Origin of the sequence: Cerasicoccus maritimus (assembly GCA_031296935.1) — a bacterium.
Taxonomy (GTDB): Bacteria; Verrucomicrobiota; Verrucomicrobiia; order Opitutales; family Cerasicoccaceae; genus Cerasicoccus; species Cerasicoccus maritimus.
This window is the reverse complement of record JAVDPD010000003.1, coordinates 57,299-81,681: the sequence shown is the minus strand read 5'-3', so window position 1 is coordinate 81,681 and position 24,383 is coordinate 57,299. Positions and strand designations below refer to the sequence as shown.

Genomic DNA, 24,383 nt, shown 5'->3' with positions numbered 1-24,383 from the left:
CTTCACCTTTTAGCGATCCGTGAAGTCGTCGTAGGCAACGCCGGTTAGCGGGAAAATCGGGTGCTTCAGACGCTTGGAACTGATGTCTTCGAACTGGAGGCCCACGAGGAAATCCTTCCCGATGAATTGCAGGAAATCACGTCGTTGAACTACGAGACAATGGCTGTCTGTGATCGCGACGATGTCCGCCGTGGCCGTGCTGTTTTGCAGCAGGCTGATTTCGCCGAAGAATTCACCCGTCGCGAGCTTGGCCACGCGCTTGCCCTCGGCCACGACTTCCAGCAGCCCGTCGTAGATCAGGTAAAAGAACTGATTGCGCATGCCCTTGCGAATGACAGTATCCCCGGCCTTGAACTCCGCGATGCTGGCCAGGCGAGAAAACGCAGTCAGCGCCTGCGGGTGCCAGTTTTGGCAAAGATCGATGCGGTGGAGGAAAGACTGCTTACGAATAATTTCCTCCACATCGCGCACGCCAATGTGCCTCACGATGAGTTGCTGAAAATCCTCGCGCGACAAAGCCAAGAGCAAGCTCTTGCGGCTAGCGCGAATCGACCGCGTGCGCGGCACATTGTGCAGCAGCGCGATCTCGCCAAAGACATCGCCTTGCGCCAATTCGGTGATCTTCAGCGGGCGCCCCGACTTGAGCTCCATGAGCACTTCCACCGCGCCATCGAAAACGAAATACAAATGCTCGCCCTCCTCACCTTCTTTACAAACGTATTGCTTGGGGTCCACGATCACGCCTTCCACGCGCTCGGATAACTCCTCCAGAATTGGCGCGCTTACCCCCTTGAGGAGCAGCGTTTCCTGAAAGTAGCGAATGACGTCCTCACCAAACACTTCCTGGTTGATCATCTTCGGAGGCTTATGGCGTCGCGCCTCAAGTTGTTCGACAACATGGATGACGTTTTTCGCAGCAATCCATGCGATCATCGCCATGCTACCCAGGATCGTGGCCGCCATTTGTATGAACACGATGACCACCGTGATCGCGGCACCACCACTGGTCACATAACGATCGGTGAGACCTTTGAGATTGAGATCGAAGGCATTGATGTTCGCCACGCATATCGTAAAGAGCCACACCAGCGTGTAAGCGCCAAAGATCAGCAGGTAACTCTTATCCGTAAATTTGACGCGCGCATTGATGAGCGTCCATAGCAGCCGATTTTGAACGAAGATAAAGTCGTGCGTGGTGGAGAGCGGGTAGCGCCGATAGAGGCTCCGCAGTAGTAGGCTAGCCGGGCTTTTTCCGTTGGGCAGCGTCACATAGAACACGCCAAGCAAGAGCACATAAACCAGCTTGGGATACCACAGCGCGGCAACGCCCGTCATAAAAAACATGGGCGTAAGCTGCATCAGCGCGACGCTCATTTCGCAGAGCCTCCCGCCCATCCGCCCGTCTTCCACGTTGCAATAAAAATGCGGAAAGGCGTGCTTCCAGCGAAAGCTAGCGGAATAAACCTCGCGTTCAAACCCGACGAGCAAACAACCCGAGAGAAAGTAACCCGCCGTTAAGCAACCGCAGATCAGCAGCCAGCCGATCAGAATTTCCGACAGGCTGGTCGGTGTGCCCAACGGACGAAAGAGCACGGTAAGAAAACCAAAAAGTATCGCCGCCACACCAAACCAATGCGCCATGCCGAAGCGCAAACTGTGCGCCCATTCCACCGCGCGGTTTTGCTGATCGGTCTGCGCAAGGCTCCGCCCATCGACCGAAATAATCCCTGTGACGACGGCCTTCATCACCAGCTCGTACAGGCTGCGCATCGGCGGACATTTGCGCTCGGTGATGAGTTTGGGCAACAGCTCTTGCAATAAGGTTTCTTGTCGAAAGTTGCGCAAGAGCCGCCACTGATCTTCCTCGACAACCAAATAGGTCTTCAAAGGAACGTTTTTCAGAATGAGCACTCCGTGCTCCGGCTGGCTCGCCTCGATGTCGGGCGACAACTTCAGTCGAGCGCGGGTTAGAATATATGCCTGATCCATCCAGTAGAAGAGAATACTGCTCAATACTATCCTAAAGCAAATAGGGGTCAATGCCCTAACGCTTGCCTTGCGCCAAAAAATCTCCAACAAGTTAAGCCAAACAGCGTCGAGCTCATACAAATCTATTTGCCTTGCATCCCATGCACGGACCGCCGTAAATTCACAAAACCTGCACGCTACCATGTCTCACGAAAAAGTTTCTGCTGACGGGCAATACTACAACCCGCGCCAAGCCTTCTTTGTCCGCTACTTCTGTCTGGTGATGACCGACATAGTAGTGCTGAACCTCTTTGCCGAGTATTGGCACAGGGTTCATGTCACGTCGTTTACCGACTCGATTCTCGCCGCACTGATTCTACAGATGATGGTCAAGGTCACCTTGAAATTCGAGCATATGGTGTCAGATTCCTTCAAGGGAAAATCAGGCTTAGGACAGGCCATCCTCAAAAAGTTTTGCCTCTGGCTTGTGCTCTTCGGTTCGAAGTTTGCCATCCTCTGGGCGCTGGCAACTTTTGTTGGAGAAGAAGTTCACTTTGATGGAAAGATGCACGGAATTGTCCCGCTGATTGTCCTCATCGTGGTGATGATTGCTGCCGAATTTTTGGTTAGCTGGCTTACCGACATCCTCGGCGATGAACCCAGGGCCAAGAAACCAAAGCACGACGCAGAGCAGTCAGCGGAAGCGTAACTCCGGCGCGTTAAAAGGCCTCCAGCAAGACGTCGTCCGCAGCAGCCGATTCGTCAACCGAATCGCCAGCTAAGTCTTCGGCGGAACCAGTTGCCGCTTCATCTTCTTGAACCAGGTGCTCCCAAATGCCGGTGCGCGCCTGCATGGCGTCGACCGTTGACTCGGGGAGATATTCCACCGGGTTCACCCCCTCGCGGATTTCCCAACCGCCCCCGAGGGCCAAGTAAAGCTGCACCAGGTTCGTCCCCACCGAGCCTTGGCTCGCCACGAGCAAATCCTGCTGCGCGAGGTTGGATTGCAAGGTGTTGATCACCGTGTTAAACGGAATGCTGCCCTGCTCGTATTGAATCTGCGCGAGGTCCACCGCACGCTGCGAGGCCGACGAAGACTTCTCATAAGAACGCATTTGCTGGTGCGCCTTCAGGTAGGCGATGAGGGCGTTTTCCACATCGGCTTGCGCGCTGAGGACCGTCTGCCGGTAGTCGGAAACCAGCTGCTGGAAGGTCGCATCTTGCAAGCGCACGTTGTTCATCAGGCGCCCGTAGTTGAGGACGTTCCACTCGAACAAACCATAAAGCTGCCACGTCTGATTGCTGTTGGCAAAGAGCTTGTTGAAATCCGTGGCCGCCGTGCCCAAGCCGCCGCCAATCGTGATCGACGGCAACAGCTCGCTGAAGGCCACGCCAATGCGCTCGCTTTGCGCGGCCATGCTGCGCTCAGCCACCCGGATGTCTGGACGCCGACGAATCAGATCCTGCGGCATGCCCAAGCCAACCTCCACCGGCGGCAGCGGAATTGCCTCGGGCTCGGCGAGCAGGTAATCGAATTCACCAGGCGGCTGGCCCAGGAGGATCGCGAGGTTGTTTTTAAACTGTTGCAGCGAGACTTCATAGCCGCTGATCAGTGCCTCAGTGTTGTAGTAAATTGCCTGCGCCTGATCGACGTCGAGATCCGTCACCGCGCCGATATCGGCCTTCACCTGCGTGATGCGGACGCTCTCTTTTTGGTATTCCAAGTTGCGGCGCGTCACGATCAGCCGTTGCTGAAAAGTGCGGATCAGCAGGTAATTTTGCGCGACCTGTGAAGCCACCGAAACCAACACACCATCGTAGGCCGCAATGCTCGCGTCGACGTTGGCTTGCGCGCTGAGCACCTCTCGTCGGAAGCGTCCCCATAGGTCGAGTTCCCAGCCAACGTTGAAGCCGATATTGAAGTTGTTAAAAGTCGCGCCATTGGACTTCTGCCGTGAGGCACCGCCGGTCACTTGCTGCTGTTGCGGAAACTCATTGCCGATCGCGATGGCGAGGCGCTGCTGCGCTTGCAAGACCCGGAGCGCTGCGCTTTCGAGCTGGTAATTATTCACCAAAGCTTGCTCGATCAAGTCATCCAAAACCGGGTCATGAAACGACTCGCTCCACCACTTAACGGTCGGCGGGACCACCGGCTCAAGGATGTCCTCCTGCTCGGCGGCGGAGTCTTTCCACGTCGGCTCAACCGGCGCCGTTGGTTGCTCATAATCCGGCCCAACCATACAGCCGCCAAAGAACAATGCAGCGCTGGCTGCGGCGCCATGTATGAAACGGTTCGTGAACTTAGCTCGATTCATGGCGCTTTACTGAGCTGGTTGTAGCGGGACGATGCTCACCGAGCCCTCGGGCATGAATTTGCCGGAATCCACTTTGACCGAAGCGGTGGTGCCGACGCGCAGTGGCAAGTCAGCCGGCGGATCGATCAGGCGGACATGCACGGGCACGCGCTGCGCCAGGCGTATCCATTCGAAGCTGGGGTTAACCTGTGGCAGCATGTCGCTGCCCGCGCTGCCATCGGATTGAAAGATGCCCCAGCCAACGCTCTCCACATAGGCTTTAAGTGGGCGTTCGGGATAACTCATCAGCGTGACGGTCGCCTCATTGCCAGGGATCACCGAATCGATCTGCGTCTCCTGGAAGTAGGCGTTGATGCGGAACGTGCCTTCGTCGATAATCGCCATGACCGGACGCCCCGCGCTGACGTCGTTGCCCAAGCGCAGCGAAAGATTCGTCACGTGGCCCGTGACCGGCGCGCGTATTTCGGTGAATTCCATATTAAAAGTAGCGAGCTCTAACGCAGCGCGGGCTTGACGCAGCATCGCATTGTTTTCGCCGACCTCGCCAAGCTGCGCCCGCGCGCTGGCGAGATTCGCCTCGGCTTGCACCAGACCCGCCTTGGCCTGCTCAATTGCATCGGCCGCGCTGGCCTGACCAAGGATCGTGATATCGTAAGACGCCTGCGCGCGCTCGACGGATTTTTGCGAAGTGGCCCGCTGCTCCAACATGGCTTTTTGGCGCTCAAGCTCAGCCTTGTCTTTGGCGATTTTAGCCACCGCTTGTTCGTAGCCATTTTGCGCCTTGGTAATGTTGCGCTCGGCGACGAGCACCTGCGCCTTGGCCACCTCGACTTGCTGGACGCGCGTCTCGTAATTGTCGAGCGCGATGGCGAGGTTCGCCTCAGCTTGCGCCCGGTTCGCCGCAAAGGTGCGGGGGTCAATGCGGAACAACAAATCCCCCCTGCGCACGAATTGGTTATCCTTCACGGCGAGTTTCACGACCGGACCTGAAACCCGCGAAGCGATTTGCACAATATCCGCCGTCACGCGCGCATCACGTGTCCACGGATTGCGCAGAAAGTTGAGGTAGAAGATCACGCCCGCAACCACTGCGACTGCGACGACGACTCCACTTGCGATGAGTTTTCCAGCTTTCATTTAGATGCCAATAAAGAGAACGCCAATAAGCAGCGTATAGATGACCATCATGGCCATGAAGACCAAGGGCGGGTAAAAGAAAAATCGCGCGAGGCGAAAACGGTTTAGTAGCTTCGCCGTGATGATGCTTGCCACGAGCCCTAGCCACGCAGACACAAACAGTGGCGGCATCATGACGCCGCCGATAGTGAACTCATGAGGGACCGGGAACATATTACGAAAAACGCTCCTCTCGCCATTGGCTCCAGTTAATGCCCTGAGCCGCCTGCACATAGCTTTGCACCGACTGCCATACATCGCACAGCTGCCCGCTCAAGCTAGCACTGGGAACCGCAATGCTGGACTCCGGTCGTTTCGATAGCGCCAAGAAAGCCGTTTCAACTTTGCGATGCAAAGCTTCTGTCGCCTTATCGTTGCCATACCCCTCATTTAACTGCGCAAATAATTGCTGGCTGAGCCCCATTAGGGATTGCAGCAACGGGTCCGTTTTTTCGGCCGTGTTATCAGGGCACGCTTTGGGTTTAATGCTCTTCACCCAAGGCATGATCTTTAGCGGAATACTTTGCACTTCGCGGAGGTAGTAGGCGTCACTGAGCCGACTCGTCCAGCCCTTTTGCCCGTAGTCTTTGCTGGTGAGGTGTGCGGCGGCATTGAAATACCGCCGCAGGTAATGCAGCACCTGTTTTTCCGGCCGGCCCGAGCCCAGCAGATAGGTTAGAAAGTAGATTGCGATGAAGGCCATCAGGATGAAGAAATACATATTCGCCATCGCAGGAAAGTTATAGACCTGCTGGTTGCGGATGGAAAGCTCCATCACGATCGCAACGGCACCGAGAATTCGCGGCACGCCCTTTAAGAAATAATAGTTGGCGAAAAACAGGACGAACAACAACACCGCCAATTGACTAAAGCTCTCCAACAGTGGCAGCACGAAAATGGAGAGCATCAGCGCGGCCCCGAGGAACACTCCCAACGGAATCACCAACATACTGGCGCGCATAAATGGCATGGCCGCAATCGCCATCCCCAGCGAGCCCATGATCATGAACCAGCCCGAGTGCCCGGGCGGATCGAAATAAATCCAAATCGCGCCGCCCACCAGCGGACAAAGAGCAGCGAACAAAGTGCGCATGAATAAATCCCGGTCTAGCATCAGCATGCTCAAACCCGAAAAGCGACTCGAGCGAGGAGGCGCCGGTGGAGCCTTTTTAGCATCGCCCGGTTGTGAACGTTGCGGCCATAGGAACAGCGTGACCAACCCGTAAACCAGCACGCCCATTCCGGTCTCTAAGGTGCGATACATCGCCACCATGAAATACGCTGTGGAGGAGGTGCTGCTCGCCAATATGATCAACGACACCACGCCAGCGATCTGCCAAAAGTAGGCGCGCTCTTTATCTACCTGCTTCAGGTAAGTCGCGACAAAGATCCACGAGCTGGCGAGGAATACCAGCAGCCAGCGTTCGTTGGCCGCGATTACCAAGATGACCAGCGCAACCAGGCAACCCGGTATGGTGCCCAGTAAACGCTCCAAGCCCTTCTTCACGGTTTCATCAACCGTGGGCAACGCAACCAGCGCAACCGTCATTGCAGCCCAATGGGGATTCATCCACGAGGCAGACAAGGCGATCCAATACGTAATCACAATGGCCACTGCGGGCTTGATTGCTTCTTTGGCGCGTGTGCTCAACATCGCCGTTATTGGTTTTCCCCTTGATGCGCATGAGTCATCGGATCGATGATCAAGTGGTTAAAGACAGCGTAGAGCATACTCGTCGTCATGCCGAGCATCATGACGCCGTTGACGGCTTCGATTGCGCCAAGAATCCGCCAATCGTCCGACATCACTATATCGCCATAGCCCAGCGTGGCGAAGTTGACCAAGGAGTAGTAGAACGCTGTCGACCAACTGGTAAATTCATCAAGGCACATAAACAACGCCGCCCAAATGCCGGCTTGAAAGAATATGCAGAACAACATGCAAGCCATCGACACCAGCAGCACCAAATACTTTTCCAAGAAAGAAGTCCCAAGCTCATGGCGCTTCTTCCAATAATGAATGCCCCGGATCATCGCCAAGACAACGGCGCCTTGTGCAAATAGACAGAGCGACATGCAGAAGCAGCCAATGAACAGTATCTTAATCATCGTGTGTAGCCGTAGATGTAACTTTTTTGTGTGGCATTCCCAAACAAGCAAGGCTATTCAGCCCTTACCGATAGAGCGTGTCTCTTAACCGAAGCTACAAAACTATAAAACTATGGAAGAATTAATCTTCTTAACGGCCTGCTTGCTGTTTGGCTATGGCGTCGTGTCGAAGAAAGCCAGCACCTGGCCAGTATCCGGGCCAATGATCTTTGCCGCAGCAGGGTTACTCGCCAGTCCATTGGGGCTCGACCTCTTTGAGCTGGAGCTTGACTCCGAGGTCGTCACCCTGGTCGCTGAGATTACGCTGATCGTCATCCTCTTTTGTGATGCCTCTACGCTCAACCTCTCGGCGCTAAAAAAGGAATACAGCATTCCGGCAAGACTGCTCGGCATCGGCCTACCGCTCACGATGGCCTTTGGCGCGGTGGCTGCGTATTTCATGTTTCCCGGGCAGGGCATCTGGCTCGCGGCAATCCTAGCATTTATCCTATCACCAACGGACGCCGCACTCGGGCAAGCCGTGGTGACCAATGAAGCTGTGCCACAAAAGATCCGCGACTCCATCGGCGTCGAAAGCGGGCTCAACGACGGCATTGCGCTGCCGGCCATCATGGCGTGTATGGCGGCCGTGGCTACAGCGGGCGAATCGCTGGATGTCAGCTACTGGGTCACCTTTGCCTTAAAGCAGGTGCTGTATGGTCCAATCGCTGGCGCGGGCATTGGCTTTGTTGGCGGCTGGATAATCCAGTTTGCCGACGAAAAGGGCTGGGCTGATCCCATCTTCGAACGCCTGGGCTCCATCGCCCTCGCCATCATTTGCTACAGCATGGCGGAGATGCTTGGAGGCAATGGCTTCATCGCCGCATTCTTTGGCGGACTCTTCCTCGGCGCCCGCGCACCAAAAATTCGCGAGCGCATGCAGGAGTTTGGCGAAGCCGAAGCACAGCAGCTTTCCCTGCTGGTGTTCATCATCTTTGGTATCGCGATGGTTCCCGTAGCAGTGGAAATGTGGACTTGGAAAGCGCTGGCATACGCCATCCTGAGCCTAACGGTGATCCGCATCGTCCCGGTATTCCTCAGCCTGATCGGGACCGGCATGGACTTTTCAACGAAGTTATTCATCGGCTGGTTTGGCCCGCGGGGCATCGCCTCGGTGCTCTACCTGCTCATCTTCATTGAGCAATTGGGGCACAAGGAATACCTTGAGCTACTTTCGGTAATCGTCCTTACGGTGCTGCTCAGCATCGTGCTTCACGGCGTTTCGGCAACGCCGTTGGCCAATCTCTACTCTCGCAAACACGGGAATAGCTGAGCGCGGAGGCTTATCTACTGGGCTTCCGTCGATTAACACCCGTTTGACATGAGCACAATCAATGCCGCCTTGCGCTGCATCCAATCTTCTCCCCCAACTGATCGGCCAACTTAGATGAAAAGTGCTCTCTAGAGACCTGCCCAGCCTAATAATTGATGACAGTGACATCCCACTGCCATTGAACTGACTCTCGTCGGCACCATAGCTACGTACTATACAGTAGCGGGGATCAGGGCCGAAAAAATAGGGTTTATCCATTGAGTTTTCATGGGGGCTGCCGTTTAATATCATGCAGGACCGAGCCCCATAGAAAAGCGTCCAATGATCCCCGAAGCATCTCCTAAAAGCCCCTTTCAAATGTCCACCAAGCAGATTGATTCGCTGGTGGTGGACGCAATGCTGAATCAGCAAACCGACAATGTATTTTTCAAAGACCGCGAGTCCCGCTTTGTGCGTGTAAGCCGTGGCCTGGTGCAACACTTCGGCGTACAATCTGCCGAAGAACTATTGGGCAAGACAGACTTTGACTTCTTTGCCGATGAGCATGCTCGTGAAGCCTATGAAGACGAGCAGCACGTAATTGCCACTGGCCAACCCATGCCACCAAAGATCGAACGTGAAGTCTGGCCCAACCGAGCCGATAACTGGGTGAGCACCACCAAGCTCCCCTGGCGCGACGAATCCGGGGAAATCGTAGGTATCTTTGGCATCTCGCGCGACATCACCCGCGAGCACTTGCTCAAGCTTGAGCTGGAGCGTAAAACAGAACTCCTGGAAAACTCCAACCGCGAACTGGAGCAGTTTGCATTCATCGCCTCGCATGACTTGCAGGAACCGATCCGTATGATCGCTGGTTTTGTGCAATTGATCGAACGGCGCTACAACGATGTGCTTGATGAGCGCGGCCGCGAATACATCCGTTTCGTCGTCGAGGGCTCCAGCCGAATGCAAGCGCTGATCAACGGTCTACTGCAATACTCCCGTGTCAAAACCAAGACCAGTGACCTGGAACCCATTGATTGCTCTTTGGTTTTAGCCGACGTAGTGCGCAACCTACAAGTGCTGATCAAGGAAACAGACGCACAGATGGACATCGAGAACGACCTCCCCGTAGTCCTCGGCGTGCGCAGCCAAATTTCACAGGTCTTCCAAAACCTGCTCAATAACGCCATTAAGTTCCGACGCAAGGACGTCCCCCCGCTCATTACGGTATCGGTGAAACATGAAGGCGACCACTCCATCGTTTGCGTTGCCGACAACGGCATAGGGATCGCTCCCAAATATCAAAACCGCATATTTGGTATGTTTCAGCGCCTCCACACTCGCGAGCAATACGCGGGCAACGGCATAGGACTGGCCATGACCAAGCGCATCATGATCCATCATGGCGGCAACATCTCCCTGGAAAGCGAAGTCGACGAAGGCGCACGCTTTTACCTGAAATTCCCCCGCACAGAGGCGAACGATGAGTCATACACCTGAATCCCTGCCATTAGAGCACTTTTCATCTAAGCTGGCCGATCAGGCCGCAGTGATTTTTCGTGTCCAGCAAGGCGGCTTGAGCGTAGTGCACTGGAAGTGCGTGAGTGAAAAGCCAACGAAGCTGGTGCGGAAAACCGCTCGGTTAAAGGCTTGGGGCCAGATTGGAAGGTCGCGGCGTTGGCATTTCAATCACGGGCTTCCAGCCCGCTCAATCAATATCGCCTTGCGCTGCTTCCAATCTCATCCCCACCTGATTTGGCCAATTTAGATGAAAAATGCTCTAGTGAATATCCTGCTTGTCGAAGATAATCCGGGCGATGTCATCCTGACCAAGGAAGCATTTGCTGAGAATAAATTGCGCAACGAAATCCACGTTGCCAGCGACGGCGCAGAAGCGCTCGCCTATCTCCGTCGAGAGGCCGGCTATGAGTCTACACCGCGGCCAGACATCATCCTGCTCGACTTAAACCTCCCTAAACTTGGAGGGCGTGAAGTGCTGAAGGCCATCAAAAGCGATCCAAAATTGAAGAGCATTCCCGTGGTAATCCTCACCACCTCTGCTGACGAGGTGGACATCTGTGAGGCCTACCGCGCTCACGCCAATTGCTTCATCACGAAACCCGTCGACCTCGACCAGTTCCTCAAAGCCATTCAAACCGTGCACAGCTTCTGGATCGACATCGTCAAACTGCCCCCTGCCGTGGAAACCGAAGTCAACCATGAATAATCCCCAGCCCAATCATGATTCGGAGCGGCAACCCAACATTTCTGAGCTCGCTCCCATCCATGTGCTCCTCGTCGATGATAATCCTGGCGATGTCGTCCTGGTGCAGGAGTTTTTGTTTCAAAGCAATATACCACAAACTTACAAGTACACCACCGCCACCAATATGGAGGCCGCTTGCAAGATTCTCCGTGAAGAGGCGGTAGACATCGTGCTGCTCGACCTCTCACTGCCTGACACGGTCGGATCTGAAACCATCGCACGCATGCGCGAATTTTGCTGGCAAACGCCGGTGGTCATCCTCAGTGGCCTTTCCAATGAAGAGCTGGCGCTGCTCGCCGTTCGCGAAGGAGCACAGGATTACTTGTGCAAAAACGCGCTCGAACCCAAATTACTCGCGCGAACCATCCGCCATGCGCGCGAACGACACCGCTTGCAACACGAGCTCGAAGAAGCGCGCCAAGCCCAAATGCACGCCCAAAAGCTGGAAAGCCTCGGTGTGCTTACCGGTGGCATTGCCCATGACTTTAACAACATTCTCGGAGCTGTGATGGGCTACGCCGAGCTTTGCCAGATGTCCGCGCTTCCCCAAGAGACCATTCAAAAATACATGGGCAACATCGTGCAGGGTTGCCAGCGAGGCAGCGAACTGTGCCGACAAATGCTAGCCTACGCAGGACACGCCGAGATCAACCGATCCGTTTTCGACATCAACGAAATCCTGAGCGACCTGGCTAGTTTTATCCGCATCACGGTAGACCCCTCAGTGACGCTGAATCAAGAGATCACCCAGGACATCGGCCATATCGAAGCCGACGCCTCCCAAGTTCGGCAGGTGCTCTTGAATTTCCTCACCAACGCTTCCGAAGCATTGCCCACCTCTGGCGGGCGTATCACCATATCTACTGGGCGCGCCAAAATGTCCGCCGAGGACATAGACGAGCTTTATGGTGATCGCGCGCACTCCGGCGACTACGTGTGGGCCGAAGTAGCCGATAATGGTTGTGGCATCGCGCCAGATAAAATCCGTCAGATCTTTGACCCCTTCTACACCACAAAATTTGAGGGACGCGGGCTCGGACTCTCCGCCGTGCTGGGCATTATCAACAACCACAAGGGCACCTTGGAAGTCCAATCCAAGCCCAAGGTTGGCAGTAGTTTTCGTGCTTACTTCCCGCTTTCAGATAAAAATGCGCGAGTCCAACCCAGCCTGGAGACTTCTGCCACCGCCCCCAACCCATGGCCAAAACTCAACTCCACGGTGCTCATCGCGGACGATGAGCCCGGCATGCGCGAATGGCTGGGCATGTTTTTTGAAAGCATCGGCAACCGCGTCATCCTCGCCGAAAGCGGCGAAGAAGCATTACGGCTATTTCGTCGAAATTTGGGCGAAATCGACCTCGTAATGATCGACATAACCATGCCCGACACCGAGCCCACCGCGCTATATCGCGAGTTCCTCAGGCTCAGGCCAAACCTACACCTCGCGGTCATCACTGGGCACAGCCCACTGGAGGCTCAAAGGCGGCTGAAAGACCTCGATGGCGTGGCATACGAAATCATCCACAAGCCATTCCGCGTCTCCGACCTCGAAGCAATGCTCGACCGCTTTAGCAGCGAAGCAAACGTCACATAGATCTCGCTACGTTACGGATCGACGCACTCCTTTCGTTCGCAGAACTGGGAGAGCAAATGGCTTAACGATGGTCCCAAGGAAAAGTGTGGGCGTAATCGCGAGGGTGGCGCCACATGATGAACTCATCGAACATTTTACCCGGGTTGAGAATGCCGTTGGGGTCGAGCGCGTCCTTAATCCGCTGCATCGCGGCGATCTCCCCCTTGGTGTGTTGCAGGGGCATGAACGGACTCTTCGCCAGGCCGATGCCGTGCTCGCCGGTGATCGCGCCGCCGAGCTCGACGACTTTTTCCATCAGCTTTTGCAGGCCGACTTCGGCACGGGTGCACTGGTCGGGGTCGCCGTGGTCATACATCAGGTGGACGTGGAAGTTGCCGTCGGCCACGTGGCCAAAAGTCGGCGTGGCGAGGCCGGTTTCCTTCTTGAGCTCGAGCGTGTAGCGAAGCAGCGCCTCGTAAGATTGGATCGGCACCACGATGTCTTCGTTGAGCTTGGTGTCGCCCATTTGAAACATCGCCTGCGAGCAGGTGCGGCGGGCTTCCCAGAGGGTTTCGGCCTTTTCAGGGTCGGTCGTGTTGCGGCTGCCAAGGGCGCGTTCTTTAAAGAGCGCTTGCACGATTTGCTTGGACTCGCGAACCGCGGCCGGGTGGCCATCGAGCTCCAGCAAGAGCAGCGAACAAGTCTTCAGCTTCGGGAAAAACGGCGCGCCGCGGCGACGCTGTGCGCAGTCGACACTTTGGCGATCGAGGAACTCCAAAATGCTCGGCACCACGCGGGCCGCGAGCAGCTTTTTGACTGCGCGGAGGGCTTGGGTTTCATTTTGAAACGCCGCCAGACAAGTCCAGCGCGCCTGCGGCTTGGGGATTAGTTTGAGCGTGGCGCGGGTGACCACGCCCAGCATACCCTCGGAGCCGATCCACAGATCACGCAGGTTGAAACCGGAGGCAAATTTCTTCAGCGGCGCGCCCCAGCGGACAGGCTCACCGGTCGGCAGGAAGCCTTCGAGCGCGTAAATATAGTCGCGCGTCACGCCATACTTGGCGCCGCGCAGACCACCAGCGTTGGTGGCGATGTTGCCGCCGATGGTGCAGTATTTGAGCGACGACGGGTCCGGCGGGTAGAACCAGCCCTTGGCCTCAGCCGCGTCGTTGATTTTCTTAGTAACCGCGCCCGCGCCCACGTGGGCCATGCCGGCGGTGGCGTCGATGTGGATAGCGTCCCAGCTGGTCATGTCGAGCACCCAGCCGCCCTTGACCGGCGACACCGCGCCCGTCGTCGCCGAGCCGGCACCACGAGGCGTCAGGGGCACGCGCATGTCGTTCGCCAGCACGAGGAGCTTTTGCAGTTGGTCATCGGTCTGCGGGCGCACGACGGCGTCGGGGCGAAAAGGCAGGCGCGCGCTGTCCAGCGAACAGCGGGCAAGGTCTTCATCGGAGGTGCTAACCGCATCGCCAAGATTACGGCGGAGGCGGGCAAGTTGGGATTTTTTCGTCACGGGCAACAAGCAAAGCGGAAATTTCGCCCTTGGCAAACAGTGACTTTAAACAACGAGCCGCTGGGCGCTAATTCCTGCGGCGGCGCCATTTACACGATTGACGATAGGCCTCCCTCCATAATGATATTTCCTGATGGCAGACCGCACACCCAAACCCTCACGCCGATTATCTCCGGAAGAAAAAGCCGCCCGTCGCGCCGAGCAAGACCGCCTGGCCGCCGCCGCGCAGTCGCGTAGCCGGGCGCTGAGCTTTTTTGGCCTGCTTGTAATGATCGCCCTCATCGCCGGAGGTGCCTACCTGGGCTATCAGTACACGCAGAAGAATCATGAAGGCGCGGAAGCAGAGCCCACCGTGGTGGAGCAAGGGAAGGAAACCCTCAATCTGGATCCCAAGGACGAGAAGCTCACCGTTACCCAAAAGATTTTAGTCCCCGGTGGCCTGGTCGGTAAAACCAAAGGTAAGGACCAAAAGAGCAAAGACTATGCGGACTTTCTGGACCCCGCGTATTTCTTGGCCTGCGATGGCGACACTACTGGCAAGGCATACTATTTTGAGATCAGCGAGGACGATTACCAAAAGGCATTCGTAGGCGCCAAGGTCACCACGGCCTACACCGTAAACTGGTCCAGGCTTTCCCCGAGAGACTTCGAATCGAAAACGCACACGCAATAACCACGCGCCATGGCCAAGCTCAAGCTAGACACTAATAACCCCAACACCAACCCCCACGTGGCGCAACGGGGCAGCTTGCGCACCAAGGTTCAGGATAGCAGAAAGAAACATGAGGCCGCCGCTCGCAATCGGCGCTTCTTCTCCACCTGCCTGCTACTACTTGTGTTTGTCGGATTTCCGGCAGGTGCCTGCTACGCCTACCAAAACGGCCACTTACCATTTGCCGAGCCCTATGTGGCCCAGGCGATCGCCTCCTGGAATGAATGGTTTGGCCCCAAGCAAGAGCCCATCTTCCGCGTTGCTCAAAAAGTATTAACGCCCGGCTACAGCGTCGTCAAAGACATGAAACAGGGCGACAAAAGCCGTGATTGGAGCGACTGGGTCGACCCGCGCTTTTTCATTATTTGCCAAGAGAGCAACACCGACTTGGCACGCTACTTTGAGCTCTCCGAGAAAGATTACAACGCCCTACGCGTCGGCGACACCTTTCTCCAGCACGACACCGCGTCCTGGCAGTCCATTTCGCAAAAACAGTTCGATCAGGGCGCAAACCGCGAGAGCAAAACCAGCTCCTTCGAACGCTTTCCTGCAATTTACATTCCACCCGCCGGAACCTGCGGTCCGACCACCAAGTGCGAGAACCAGTAGCCAGCGCACCCTACCCGCGACGCACTTCGTAAACCGCGTAGCCCGCAAACCAACAGGGCATGAACTTGCACGGCGTGCGCCAGTCTCCGGCCAGGAAGACCCGGCGCTCAATCGTCGCCCCAAGCGATTCGCAAAACGCTTCAAAGCTCGACACGCTGACGGGGTTCATTTTGCGGCTCTCCCACCAGGGGTCCGGAAATACTTCGTTTTGCACGCGCGAGCCCGTCTTCAGCATCGCCCAGCGATTGCGCCAGTAGCCGTGGTTGACAAAGCCCACGGCCAGGCTTTTGCCCACTCGCAGCGCCTGCTCCAGCACCTCGCGGGAGTTGTCCAGCTCCTGCAAAGTCCGCGAGCACACGACCCAGTCGAAAGAGTCGTCGTCATAGCACGGGAGCAGCTCAGTTAAGTCGCCCTGATAGGCGGGCACACCGCGCTTTACGCAGGAGGTGACCTTGGCCAGATCGTTGTCGATACCGACCGCATAGCACTGCTTCCGGTTCACCAGCTCTTCGAGCAAAATCCCGCGCCCGCAGCCCAAATCGAGCACGCGCGCACCATCGGCAATCCACTCGAGGAGGATTTGCAGATCCATTTCGCGCTTGATTGCGTGACGTCCCATAAGCGCGCCAGCTTGACGCTTTCGCCCGGCGAGTAAACGCATTTTTCTCGGCATTTAGGGTCGATGTGCTTGACTAAGTGCTTGCCCCAAAGCCCGCAGGCGGCTTACGTGACGACATGGACAAGCTCGACGAAATCTTTCAGCAGCAAGAGGCGCTCAATAAACGCATCGGGGTCGACACCAATAACCTGACCCAGGAAGAGAAAATCAAGTGGGTGCTCAATTACACTCGCGCCATGCAGCAGGAAACTGCCGAGCTGATCGACTCTGTCCCGTGGAAGTGGTGGGCCAAGTATCAGGAGTTCGACGAGCAAAACGCCCGCGTCGAAGTCGTCGACCTATTCCACTTCCTCATCTCCGCCGCTCAAGTCCTGGGCATGTCCGCGGAAGACGTTTACGAGGCTTACACCAAGAAAAACAAGGTCAACCACGCCCGCCAGGATAGCGGCTACGCCGTCAAGGACGAGGCCGACTCCAAGCACATCTAACACCACCCCACCCGCGCCGCTCTCTCAGGCACGCCAACGCTCGATGTATCACTTTAAACTCGCACGACATGAGGACCCGCGTGAAGCGGGCAAATGCCTCTTGCGAGAGCTAAATTCCTGGGCCAACGACTGCATCCACCGTTATCAGGACGCGCCACCGCTCGACACGCCAGACCAGACGATCTACGCCACTGGCTGGCTACCCCTGCTTTACTTTGATCCAGCCCACCCGGGCGCGCGCTTCCTCCACCACCTGCGCGACCAGACCGCCAAGCACTTCCAGGAGTCCGACGCCTGGCGCCACGGCTATTGGCGCATTGCCGACGTAGCCCGCGGCATGCAGCACTTTGAGATTTTCCTCGCCCAGCTCGCCCGCTTCGATGACGACGTGGCCACCATCGGCCAGCTCCTTGACGCCGCCGAACACCTGGGCCATTGGAACGAAGAGATCTCCCCCTGGTTCGACGAAGACAAAGGCGTCTTCCCCAGCCACACTTTTGGCGCCGAAGGCTACCAGAAAGACAGCTCGCCGACCTTCAACACTCCCGAGCACTTCCACTGCCTTGGCCTCGCCCTGGCGGCCTACCGCATCAGCAAATCCGACCGCTACGCCCAGTGGGCCATCCGCTACGGCTTACGCTGGGCCGATGCGATTCTCGCCGACTCCATGCTACCTGTAGGCCTCGACGCCAGTGGCGCCGTTTACGAGCCAGCCATCGCCAATGACGACCGCGAGAACCTGCACCGCGCCGAAGCTTTGCTGAGCGCTGGAGCCGTGCAAACACTCCTCAAGCTCTGGCGCATCTCCAACGAGCCTCGCTTCCGCCAAGCCGCCGAGGCCATCCTCGACGCCCTCATGCTCGAGCTGCTCGACCCCGACGCTGGCTCCCTCGCCGCCGCCATTCGTTTTTACCGCCGCATCACGAAAAACGCCCGTTACGACTCACTCGTCATGCAGGAGTATGCCCACCTGATCCCGGAAGGCGTGGAAGTCATCGACCTCGATGTGGCGCCGATTTTCGGCAGTGAAGTGCTCGGTATTGGCAAATATTCCGACCAGCCACACTGGAAGGAGGATGGCCAAATTCGCCAGCACAACCCGATCCTCATCAGCTTGGCGGCAGAGATTTCCAACAGCCCGGCCCTCGCCGCCGTCGCCCTCGATTTCGGCACAGCCTATTTGTCACTCGCCCAGCGCGCCTTTTCCGATGGCCGCGAAGACAGCGAGTCCGCACGCACGGTGTCCGCCGTAGCCCGTGGCCACGCCCGCGACAACGGCGCAGGCGTCGTCACCGAAGTCCTCGTCCCCCTCATGGCCCGCTTCAAATAGCAGCGTTCCGCTGCACCGTCGGATGCCTCCGCATCCGGATTTGCCCATTGGGCAAATGGCCAAACCAACTGACTGAGGTCGCGCGAATTGTCCCCAATCTGCAGTTTCATCCCCTCAAACGAGCCGACGCCGAACCTACTCAACACCGAAATACTGCTTAACCTCAGCCAACGGGCGGCAGTTCAGGATATGCCTGGGCTCCAGCCAACCTTTGCGCGCCACGTTGACGCCAGCCACAAACAGCGCTAAGCCGTCCGTATCGTGGGCGTCGGGATTGATCGCGCAGAGCAGGCCCTTTTCGGACGCGGCCTTCCAGTGACGCCAGTCCATGTCCAAACGCCAGGGGTTCGCATTGAGCTCGATAATGGTGTTGTTCGCGATGGCGGCGTCGATCACCTTACCTACATTCACGGCGTAGGGCTCGCGGCGAAGCAGCAAACGCCCCGTCATGTGTCCCAACATGGTGACGTGTTCATTTTCAATGGCTCGGATGATGCGCGCAGTCATTTCCTCTTCGGTCAATGTGAGGGCGTTGTGGACCGATGCAACCACGTAATCCAGCTGCGCCAGCATGTCGTTGTCAAAGTCCAGTGACCCATCCTTGAGGATATCCACCTCGCTCCCCGCGAAGACATGGCACTTGAACTTTCCGCTGGCGTTGAGCGCCCGGATTTTCTCGATCTGCGCAGTGAGGCGCTCCTCCTCGAGCCCGCTGGCCTGAAAACTGGCCTTGGAGTGGTCGGCAATGCCCAAGTATTCGAGCCCTAGCGCCTCGGCGGCGGCGGTCATTTCCTCCAGCGTGTTGCGGCCGTCACTAGCAGTGGTGTGATTGTGAAATACACCAACAATATCTTCGACTTCAACGAGTTGCGGAAAGCTGCCCTTCGCGCCGACCTCGATCTCGCCTCGGTCTTCGCGAAGTTCGGGCGGGACCCACTTCATGTCGAGCTTGGCGTAAATCTCCTCCTCGCTTTCAGCCACGATGACGGACTGACGATCGGGATCTTCCGGCTTGGAATCCTTGTCAAAGAGACCCCATTCCGAGAGCGACCAACCACGCTCCAGCGCACGCTGGCGCATGCGCACGTTGTGGTCTTTGCTGCCAGTAAAATGGAGCAGCGCAAAGGCGAATTGTTCCGGCGGTACCACGCGCAAATCCGCCTGCAAGCCACCGTGAAAGCGAACGCTGGACTTCGTTTGTCCATGAGCAGTGACTTCAACCATTTCCTCGAGCCCGACAAACCAGTCCATGACCGGCTTGGGATCCGTCGAAGCCACGATAAAATCCAGGTCGCCCACCGTCTCGCGCATGCGGCGCAGGCTACCGGCGGATTCCGCACGCTGCACTTCAGGCAGTTCCCGAAGGCCCTCCACAATCGGCTCGGCGACGGCGGCTGCTTCCCACCAGTGGTGGCGTGCCTGATAGGCCTCGCGGTTGGCGATGCCGGACAGGAGCTTTTCCTCGGTTTTCGCGCCGAAACCGGGAATCTCGGCGACCTTGCCCGCTTCGCAGGCGGCTCTGAGCGAGTCGATGCTGTCGATGCCCAGCGCATCGTGGAGCTTTTTAATCTTCTTCGGGCCGAGATTGGGAATGGTCAGCAGCTCGATCATGCTCGCAGGCACGGAGTCCCGCAGCTTGTCGTAGTATTCGAGCTCACCTGTCTCGTGCAGGGTGGTGATTTTCTCGACGAGCGCTTTGCCAATACCTTTGATTTTACCGAGGCGGTCGTCCGCAATCACGTCGCCCAGCTCCTCTTCCATGGCCTCCAGCGCACGCGCGCCACTCTGGTAGGCGCGCACCTTGAACGGGTTTTCCCCCTTCAACTCCAGCAGCTCAGCAATGTCCTCCAACACCGCGACAATGTCAGTTTTTAGCATCCTAACAACGTGCACAAACAGCGCTTGCAGCGCAAATCAAAGTGCGCAAGATTTCAAACCGCCCCCCGAACAGAGCGCGGGGAACATTTCCCCTCATTTCGGTTCAAAGAAAATTGAATAAAATGAGCTAGCCAAACCGCGCGTAATTACTATACCCATCAACATGCCTAAGAAAGCCCTTATTACTGGAATCACCGGTCAGGACGGTTCCTACCTCGCCGAATTGCTCCTGGAAAAAGGCTATGAAGTGCACGGCATCATTCGCCGCGCTTCCACCTTTAACACGGATCGCATCGACCACCTCTACCGCGATCCGCATGTAAATGGCACCAAGCTACACCTACACTACGGCGACCTCGCCGACGGCAGCCGCATCACCAAGCTCCTTTACGAGCTGCGCCCCGACGAAATTTACAACCTCGGCGCCCAGAGCCATGTGCGCGTCTCGTTCGACAGCCCGGAATACACCGGCGACGTCACCGGCCTCTCCACCGTCCGCCTGCTCGAAGCCATTCGCGAAGCTGGCCTGACGCAAGATGTGCGCTACTACCAAGCCAGCTCCTCCGAGATGTTTGGCAAGGTGCAGCACGTGCCGCAGACCGAGGAAACGCCTTTCTGGCCGCGCTCCCCGTATGGCTGCGCCAAGGTCTTCGCCTACTGGCTCACCGTCAACTACCGCGAAGCCTACAACCTGCACGCCAGCAACGGCATTCTCTTTAATCACGAGTCCCCGCGCCGCGGCGAGACCTTCGTGACCCGCAAGATTACCCGCGCCGCAACCCGCATCAAAATGGGCCTGCAGGACAAGCTTTACCTCGGCAACCTCGACGCACAGCGCGACTGGGGCTACGCCAAGGAATACGTGGAAGTCATGTGGCTGATGCTCCAGCAGGACAAGGCCGATGACTACGTCTGCGCGACCAACGAGACCAATAGCGTCCGTGACTTCGTGATAGAAACTTTCAATCTGCTCGACCTCGACTGGGAAAAGTATGTCGACTACGACAAGCGCTACGAGCGCCCGTCCGAAGTCGACCTCCTGATCGGCGACCCCGCCAAGCTCAAGAAGCAAATCGGCTGGGAGCCCAAGGTGAAGTTCAAGGAGCTCGTCAAAATCATGACCGAAGCCGACCTCGAACTCGCCAAGCAAGAAAAGGCTTACAAGGACGCAACCGGCGTAAGCAAAAGCTTCTAAACGAAATTTGAGATTGGGGCCAGCCACGTGCTGGCCCTTTTCGCCAAAACAAATCCCATGAACTCCGATTCGAAAATTTACGTGGCCGGTCACCGCGGCATGGTCGGTGCCGGCGTCGTTCGCGCGCTTCAAGCCAAGGGCTACCACAACATCATCACCCGCACCCGCAGTGAGCTGGACCTGACGAACCAAGTGGCCGTCAATGAGTTCCTCGCAACCGAAAAGCCGGACGTGATCGTGATTGCAGCAGCCAAAGTGGGCGGCATCCACGCCAACAACACCTACCCGGCGGAGTTCATTTACGAAAACCTTGCGCTTGAGCAAAACCTGATCCACGGCGCGTATCAACACGGCGTTGGACGCGTGCTCTTCCTGGGCAGCTCCTGCATCTACCCGAAGCTCGCCGAGCAGCCCATGCGCGAAGACGCCCTGCTCACCGGCCCGCTGGAGCCCACCAACGAAGCCTACGCCATCGCCAAGATTGCCGGCCTCAAGCTTTGCGAATTTTACCGTCGTCAATACGGAGTGACATACCACTCCGCCATGCCGACCAATCTCTATGGTCAGCGGGACAACTACCACGGTGAAAACTCCCACGTGCTGCCCGCCCTGCTCCGTCGCTTCCACGAAGCCAAGGAGTCCGGCGCCAAGGACATCACCCTGTGGGGCACCGGCTCGCCGATGCGCGAGTTCCTCCACGTGGACGACCTGTCCTCGGCCCTGGTTTACCTGCTGGAGCTCGAAGAGCCGCCCGACCTCGTCAATGTCGGCTACGGCAGCGATGTCACCATTAAGGAACTTTCCGAGATTGTCTGCGAAACCGTTGGCTTTGAAGGCGAGATGGTTTGGGACACCAACCGCCCCGACGGCACACCGCGCAAGCTGATGGACTCCTCCATCATGCGCAGCCTCGGCTGGGAGCCCAAGATCGACCTCCGCACCGGCGTCCAGCTGACCTACCAGAGCTTCCTCGACGAAATGGCCGACGGCTCACTACGCGCCTGAAGCCTCCCGCTCCAGTGCTATTCGAATCTCTTCATTGAGCGGTTCCAATCCGATTCGAAACGGCGTGCCATCAGCGGTATGGCCGAGCACCGCTGCTTGAACAGGCTGGTTTCCGTGATCGAAAACGGCATCTAGCCGCAGCCCGTTCGCTTTTTCGACGAGCGAAATTTCAGACCGCGCACTCCCCGTGTAAAGCACGCCTCTGTGGATTGCGATGTAGTAATCCACTGGCTGACTTTTCCCTAAATTTGTCCAGATGGTAATCAGTTCCTCATCGCCGAGAAAGAGCGCGATTTGCTTTTCGTCATACAAGGCGAGCTTAAGCATCAGCCCTTCCTCATGCAGGATGGAAGCATAAATTCCGGCTTTCGCGGGCGGGATCGCCGCGGCCTCGGTGGTGCCGTCGGCTCCTTGCAGCCACTCAAAACCAGGAAAAGTGAAGTCAGGGAGAGAAAAAGCAGAGATTTCATGGAAAAATTAGATTGGCTCGCGCGATTCTGCCTCGGATTTACCCAAAGGCCGCTCCATCGAGACGCGCAAAGACGCCAAGAGACGCCATTCGAAAAATTCCTCACTAGTCGGTGACTTCAGCAGCCAGTGCACCGTCACCAGAGCCCCGAGTAAGCCAAGCGCAAACGGAATCACAAAAAGAAGCGCTTCGCTGCCATGCAGCACAGTATCGCCCCAAGTAAAGGTAAGATCACCGCCGCCACCAATAGCCAGAGCCATGATCATGCCAACGGCAGCCGATAAGTAACTCAGATAAATCCAAAACTTCGCCCAGCCCAACGAAGAGCGCTTGCCCTTCCACAGGCCAATGCCCACAGGCAGCAGACAGACCGCAAAGTTAAAGTTGTAAAAATTCCGCGTCAGGCCCTCCGCCACCTCCCAGATTGCCGAAATCCCCAACAGGCAAAACAGCACGGCAATAATCGTCACCCGCAGTGGCCGCGGCGGGCGGACTGGCTCCTCTTCTGGTGCTAACGCCTCTCGCATGCCTGCCTTTCCAGGTTTTCCCATATGGCCACGGCCCGGTCTACGTCATCCGTTAATCCGTGGAGGTAGATTTTCCTTTGCCAATTGTATTTAAAAAAACGCATCAGGTCAGCAGTCACCTTCACCTGACTGGCATTAAAGTGCTTAAAAAACCGGCTTTCCACCCCCTCATAGGTGCAATGAAAGAGTAATTGCCCCAAGTAAACGTTGTCGGAGCGGTCGTCAAAAGCGAGGCGCACCATGGCCGGAAAATAATAGAGAAACCCGGCTGGCTTCACAAAGCACATGGGATCCCAACCCGCCATACCCAGCTCTTTCAAAGAGATTTCATCGCGATTGGTGTTCGTGAGGGTCTCATTGTGCTCGGCACACTCCTCGCAGTGTGCGGCGTTTACAAACTCCGCCGGGCGCCGACAGTCTGCAAAGGCGGCATTAATTTCGTTGAGCAGTTCTTGCTTCTCCGGAACTCGCATCATTCCTAAATCGGCTTCCCGCATTCCTGGCAAAATTTGGAGTCCTCTTCGTTGAGCTTGCCGCATTCGCGGCACTTGATCATGACGACCTTTTCGGGCTCGCTGCGGCGACTGCTGCCACCCAGGTCGATGCCAGATTCATCGACGGCGTCTTTAATCATTCCGCCGGCCATGCGGCTGTAGGGCTCGAGGTCACGGCGAGCTTGCTGCGGGTTGAGCACCACGCCGGAGCCCGCGAGGCCCCGCGCACCAATGCCACGGATTATCCCGCCGATCACGATGAGCGCCATACCGCCTAGCGCCCGTGCGACCATCCCGCCGACGATAGAACTGCCGCCACCGCCAAAGCCCGGGCCACCGAAGCTGGGACCACTGCTCATGCTGGAGGCGACGAAAAGAAAATTGGAGGCGAACAAGAGCCCGCCCAGAATCATCAGCCCCATGCCGATGTAATAGGCACCCTTGCGTTCGTTAGAGATGTGGCGGCTCATAAGGTAACTGTATCCCATGCTAACACGCGCCGCCTGGCCAATCAATTATAGTTTAATCGTGATTTTATAAGCCCGCAATGCAAAGGCGATCAGGCAGAGCGGCAGCAAAACTCCAGCGAGGCGTGGATATTTTAACCGCAGAGGACGCGGAGAGCGCAGAGAGTGGTGAGCCAGCGAGACGATATTTTTAACAGGAAGATCGGAAAGAATGGGAAGCGTGGGTTTTACAGAAAGAGGCGCAAAGGTAGCGTGGAGCGTCATTAAACTGTTGGTCTTCGGTTCTTGGTAAAATAAACACACCTCGTTTGCTCCAAGATCTCTGCGTCCTCCGCGCTCTCTGCGGTTAATAACCTACGTCTAGCTGTGCCAA

The 24,383-nt window shown here is 56.9% G+C and carries 25 protein-coding genes; 11 read left to right on the top strand and 14 right to left on the bottom strand.

What is annotated here, in order from left to right:
* Window positions 1-9 precede the first annotated feature (9 nt).
* Window positions 10-2,013, bottom strand: a complete 2,004-nt coding sequence (locus RBB62_RS02085) for a cyclic nucleotide-binding domain-containing protein (protein WP_309396537.1) — start codon at window positions 2,011-2,013, stop codon at window positions 10-12.
* A gap of 157 nt (window positions 2,014-2,170) precedes the next feature.
* Here RBB62_RS02085 and RBB62_RS02080 point away from each other — a divergent pair, with 157 nt between their 5' ends.
* Entirely contained in the window at window positions 2,171-2,677 is a 507-nt protein-coding gene (locus tag RBB62_RS02080; protein WP_309396535.1) for a hypothetical protein, read from the top strand.
* 10 nt (window positions 2,678-2,687) lie between these two features.
* On the opposite strand, the gene RBB62_RS02075 is transcribed toward RBB62_RS02080, so the two are convergent.
* The 5 genes from RBB62_RS02075 to RBB62_RS02055 are packed head-to-tail and all read right to left on the bottom strand — an operon-like array spanning window position 2,688 to window position 7,568.
* Entirely contained in the window at window positions 2,688-4,283 is a 1,596-nt protein-coding gene (locus tag RBB62_RS02075; RefSeq protein ID WP_309396533.1) for an efflux transporter outer membrane subunit, read from the bottom strand.
* 6 nt (window positions 4,284-4,289) lie between these two features.
* Window positions 4,290-5,420, bottom strand: coding sequence for an HlyD family secretion protein (locus RBB62_RS02070; RefSeq protein ID WP_309396531.1), 1,131 nt, complete (start codon window positions 5,418-5,420; stop codon window positions 4,290-4,292).
* Window positions 5,421-5,633: a DUF1656 domain-containing protein gene (locus tag RBB62_RS02065; protein WP_309396530.1), complete on the bottom strand. Its 213-nt coding sequence runs from the start codon at window positions 5,631-5,633 to the stop codon at window positions 5,421-5,423. It abuts the gene before it with no gap.
* 1 nt (window position 5,634) lies between these two features.
* Window positions 5,635-7,113, bottom strand: coding sequence for an FUSC family protein (locus RBB62_RS02060; protein WP_309396529.1), 1,479 nt, complete (start codon window positions 7,111-7,113; stop codon window positions 5,635-5,637).
* A 5-nt stretch (window positions 7,114-7,118) separates the two neighbouring features.
* Window positions 7,119-7,568, bottom strand: a complete 450-nt coding sequence (locus tag RBB62_RS02055) for an ion channel (RefSeq protein WP_309396527.1) — start codon at window positions 7,566-7,568, stop codon at window positions 7,119-7,121.
* 112 nt (window positions 7,569-7,680) lie between these two features.
* Between RBB62_RS02055 and RBB62_RS02050 the strand changes: the two genes are divergently transcribed.
* From RBB62_RS02050 to RBB62_RS02035, 4 genes are all read left to right on the top strand, one after another.
* Entirely contained in the window at window positions 7,681-8,880 is a 1,200-nt protein-coding gene (locus RBB62_RS02050; RefSeq protein ID WP_309396525.1) for a cation:proton antiporter, read from the top strand.
* 357 nt (window positions 8,881-9,237) lie between these two features.
* Entirely contained in the window at window positions 9,238-10,362 is a 1,125-nt protein-coding gene (locus RBB62_RS02045) for a sensor histidine kinase (protein ID WP_309396523.1), read from the top strand.
* A gap of 268 nt (window positions 10,363-10,630) precedes the next feature.
* Entirely contained in the window at window positions 10,631-11,089 is a 459-nt protein-coding gene (locus tag RBB62_RS02040; RefSeq protein ID WP_309396522.1) for a response regulator, read from the top strand.
* Window positions 11,082-12,722, top strand: coding sequence for a hybrid sensor histidine kinase/response regulator (locus RBB62_RS02035; protein WP_309396521.1), 1,641 nt, complete (start codon window positions 11,082-11,084; stop codon window positions 12,720-12,722). The genes RBB62_RS02040 and RBB62_RS02035 overlap by 8 nt, the downstream gene beginning before the upstream one ends.
* A gap of 61 nt (window positions 12,723-12,783) precedes the next feature.
* Here the strand turns inward: RBB62_RS02035 and RBB62_RS02030 are convergent, their stop codons facing one another.
* Window positions 12,784-14,217 (bottom strand): FAD-binding oxidoreductase, encoded by a 1,434-nt coding sequence (locus RBB62_RS02030; RefSeq protein ID WP_309396519.1) that lies wholly within the window; start codon window positions 14,215-14,217, stop codon window positions 12,784-12,786.
* Window positions 14,218-14,350: 133 nt separating this feature from the next.
* On the opposite strand from RBB62_RS02030, the gene RBB62_RS02025 reads away from it, so the two are divergent.
* Both RBB62_RS02025 and RBB62_RS02020 read left to right on the top strand, forming a co-directional pair.
* Entirely contained in the window at window positions 14,351-14,890 is a 540-nt protein-coding gene (locus tag RBB62_RS02025) for a hypothetical protein (protein ID WP_309396518.1), read from the top strand.
* 9 nt (window positions 14,891-14,899) lie between these two features.
* The gene (locus RBB62_RS02020) at window positions 14,900-15,538 is read left to right on the top strand and encodes a hypothetical protein (RefSeq protein WP_309396517.1); all 639 of its coding nucleotides are present in this window, start codon (window positions 14,900-14,902) and stop codon (window positions 15,536-15,538) included.
* Window positions 15,539-15,548: 10 nt separating this feature from the next.
* On the opposite strand, the gene RBB62_RS02015 is transcribed toward RBB62_RS02020, so the two are convergent.
* Window positions 15,549-16,199 carry a methionine biosynthesis protein MetW gene (locus RBB62_RS02015; RefSeq protein WP_309396515.1) on the bottom strand — a complete coding sequence of 217 codons (651 nt, stop codon included), beginning with the start codon at window positions 16,197-16,199 and terminating at the stop codon, window positions 15,549-15,551.
* Between the two features lie 74 nt (window positions 16,200-16,273).
* Here RBB62_RS02015 and RBB62_RS02010 point away from each other — a divergent pair, with 74 nt between their 5' ends.
* Both RBB62_RS02010 and RBB62_RS02005 read left to right on the top strand, forming a co-directional pair.
* Window positions 16,274-16,645 (top strand): dUTPase, encoded by a 372-nt coding sequence (locus RBB62_RS02010; RefSeq protein ID WP_343219063.1) that lies wholly within the window; start codon window positions 16,274-16,276, stop codon window positions 16,643-16,645.
* 43 nt (window positions 16,646-16,688) lie between these two features.
* Window positions 16,689-17,975, top strand: a complete 1,287-nt coding sequence (locus tag RBB62_RS02005; RefSeq protein ID WP_309396511.1) for a hypothetical protein — start codon at window positions 16,689-16,691, stop codon at window positions 17,973-17,975.
* 135 nt (window positions 17,976-18,110) lie between these two features.
* On the opposite strand, the gene polX is transcribed toward RBB62_RS02005, so the two are convergent.
* Window positions 18,111-19,853: a DNA polymerase/3'-5' exonuclease PolX gene (gene polX / locus RBB62_RS02000; protein ID WP_309396509.1), complete on the bottom strand. Its 1,743-nt coding sequence runs from the start codon at window positions 19,851-19,853 to the stop codon at window positions 18,111-18,113.
* A gap of 163 nt (window positions 19,854-20,016) precedes the next feature.
* Between polX and gmd the strand changes: the two genes are divergently transcribed.
* Together gmd and RBB62_RS01990 are read left to right on the top strand one after the other, a co-directional pair.
* On the top strand, window positions 20,017-21,048 hold the full coding sequence (gmd, locus tag RBB62_RS01995) for a GDP-mannose 4,6-dehydratase (protein WP_309396508.1): 1,032 nt from the start codon (window positions 20,017-20,019) through the stop codon (window positions 21,046-21,048).
* Window positions 21,049-21,105: 57 nt separating this feature from the next.
* Window positions 21,106-22,053, top strand: a complete 948-nt coding sequence (locus RBB62_RS01990; RefSeq protein WP_309396507.1) for a GDP-L-fucose synthase family protein — start codon at window positions 21,106-21,108, stop codon at window positions 22,051-22,053.
* On the opposite strand, the gene RBB62_RS01985 is transcribed toward RBB62_RS01990, so the two are convergent.
* The 5 genes from RBB62_RS01985 to RBB62_RS01965 all read right to left on the bottom strand — a co-directional run bounded on the left by RBB62_RS01985 (window position 22,042) and on the right by RBB62_RS01965 (window position 24,274).
* Window positions 22,042-22,380 carry a hypothetical protein gene (locus RBB62_RS01985; RefSeq protein ID WP_309396505.1) on the bottom strand — a complete coding sequence of 113 codons (339 nt, stop codon included), beginning with the start codon at window positions 22,378-22,380 and terminating at the stop codon, window positions 22,042-22,044. The two genes, RBB62_RS01990 and RBB62_RS01985, sit on opposite strands and share 12 nt — an antisense overlap.
* A gap of 150 nt (window positions 22,381-22,530) precedes the next feature.
* A complete protein-coding gene (locus RBB62_RS01980; protein ID WP_309396503.1) occupies window positions 22,531-23,073 on the bottom strand; it encodes a hypothetical protein in 543 nt (180 codons plus the stop codon).
* Window positions 23,034-23,546 carry a hypothetical protein gene (locus tag RBB62_RS01975; RefSeq protein ID WP_309396501.1) on the bottom strand — a complete coding sequence of 171 codons (513 nt, stop codon included), beginning with the start codon at window positions 23,544-23,546 and terminating at the stop codon, window positions 23,034-23,036. The genes RBB62_RS01980 and RBB62_RS01975 overlap by 40 nt, the downstream gene beginning before the upstream one ends.
* The gene (locus tag RBB62_RS01970) at window positions 23,528-24,013 is read right to left on the bottom strand and encodes a zinc-ribbon domain-containing protein (RefSeq protein ID WP_309396499.1); all 486 of its coding nucleotides are present in this window, start codon (window positions 24,011-24,013) and stop codon (window positions 23,528-23,530) included. The genes RBB62_RS01975 and RBB62_RS01970 overlap by 19 nt, the downstream gene beginning before the upstream one ends.
* Before the next feature lie 45 nt (window positions 24,014-24,058).
* The gene (locus RBB62_RS01965; protein ID WP_309396497.1) at window positions 24,059-24,274 is read right to left on the bottom strand and encodes a hypothetical protein; all 216 of its coding nucleotides are present in this window, start codon (window positions 24,272-24,274) and stop codon (window positions 24,059-24,061) included.
* Window positions 24,275-24,383: the final 109 nt, after the last annotated feature.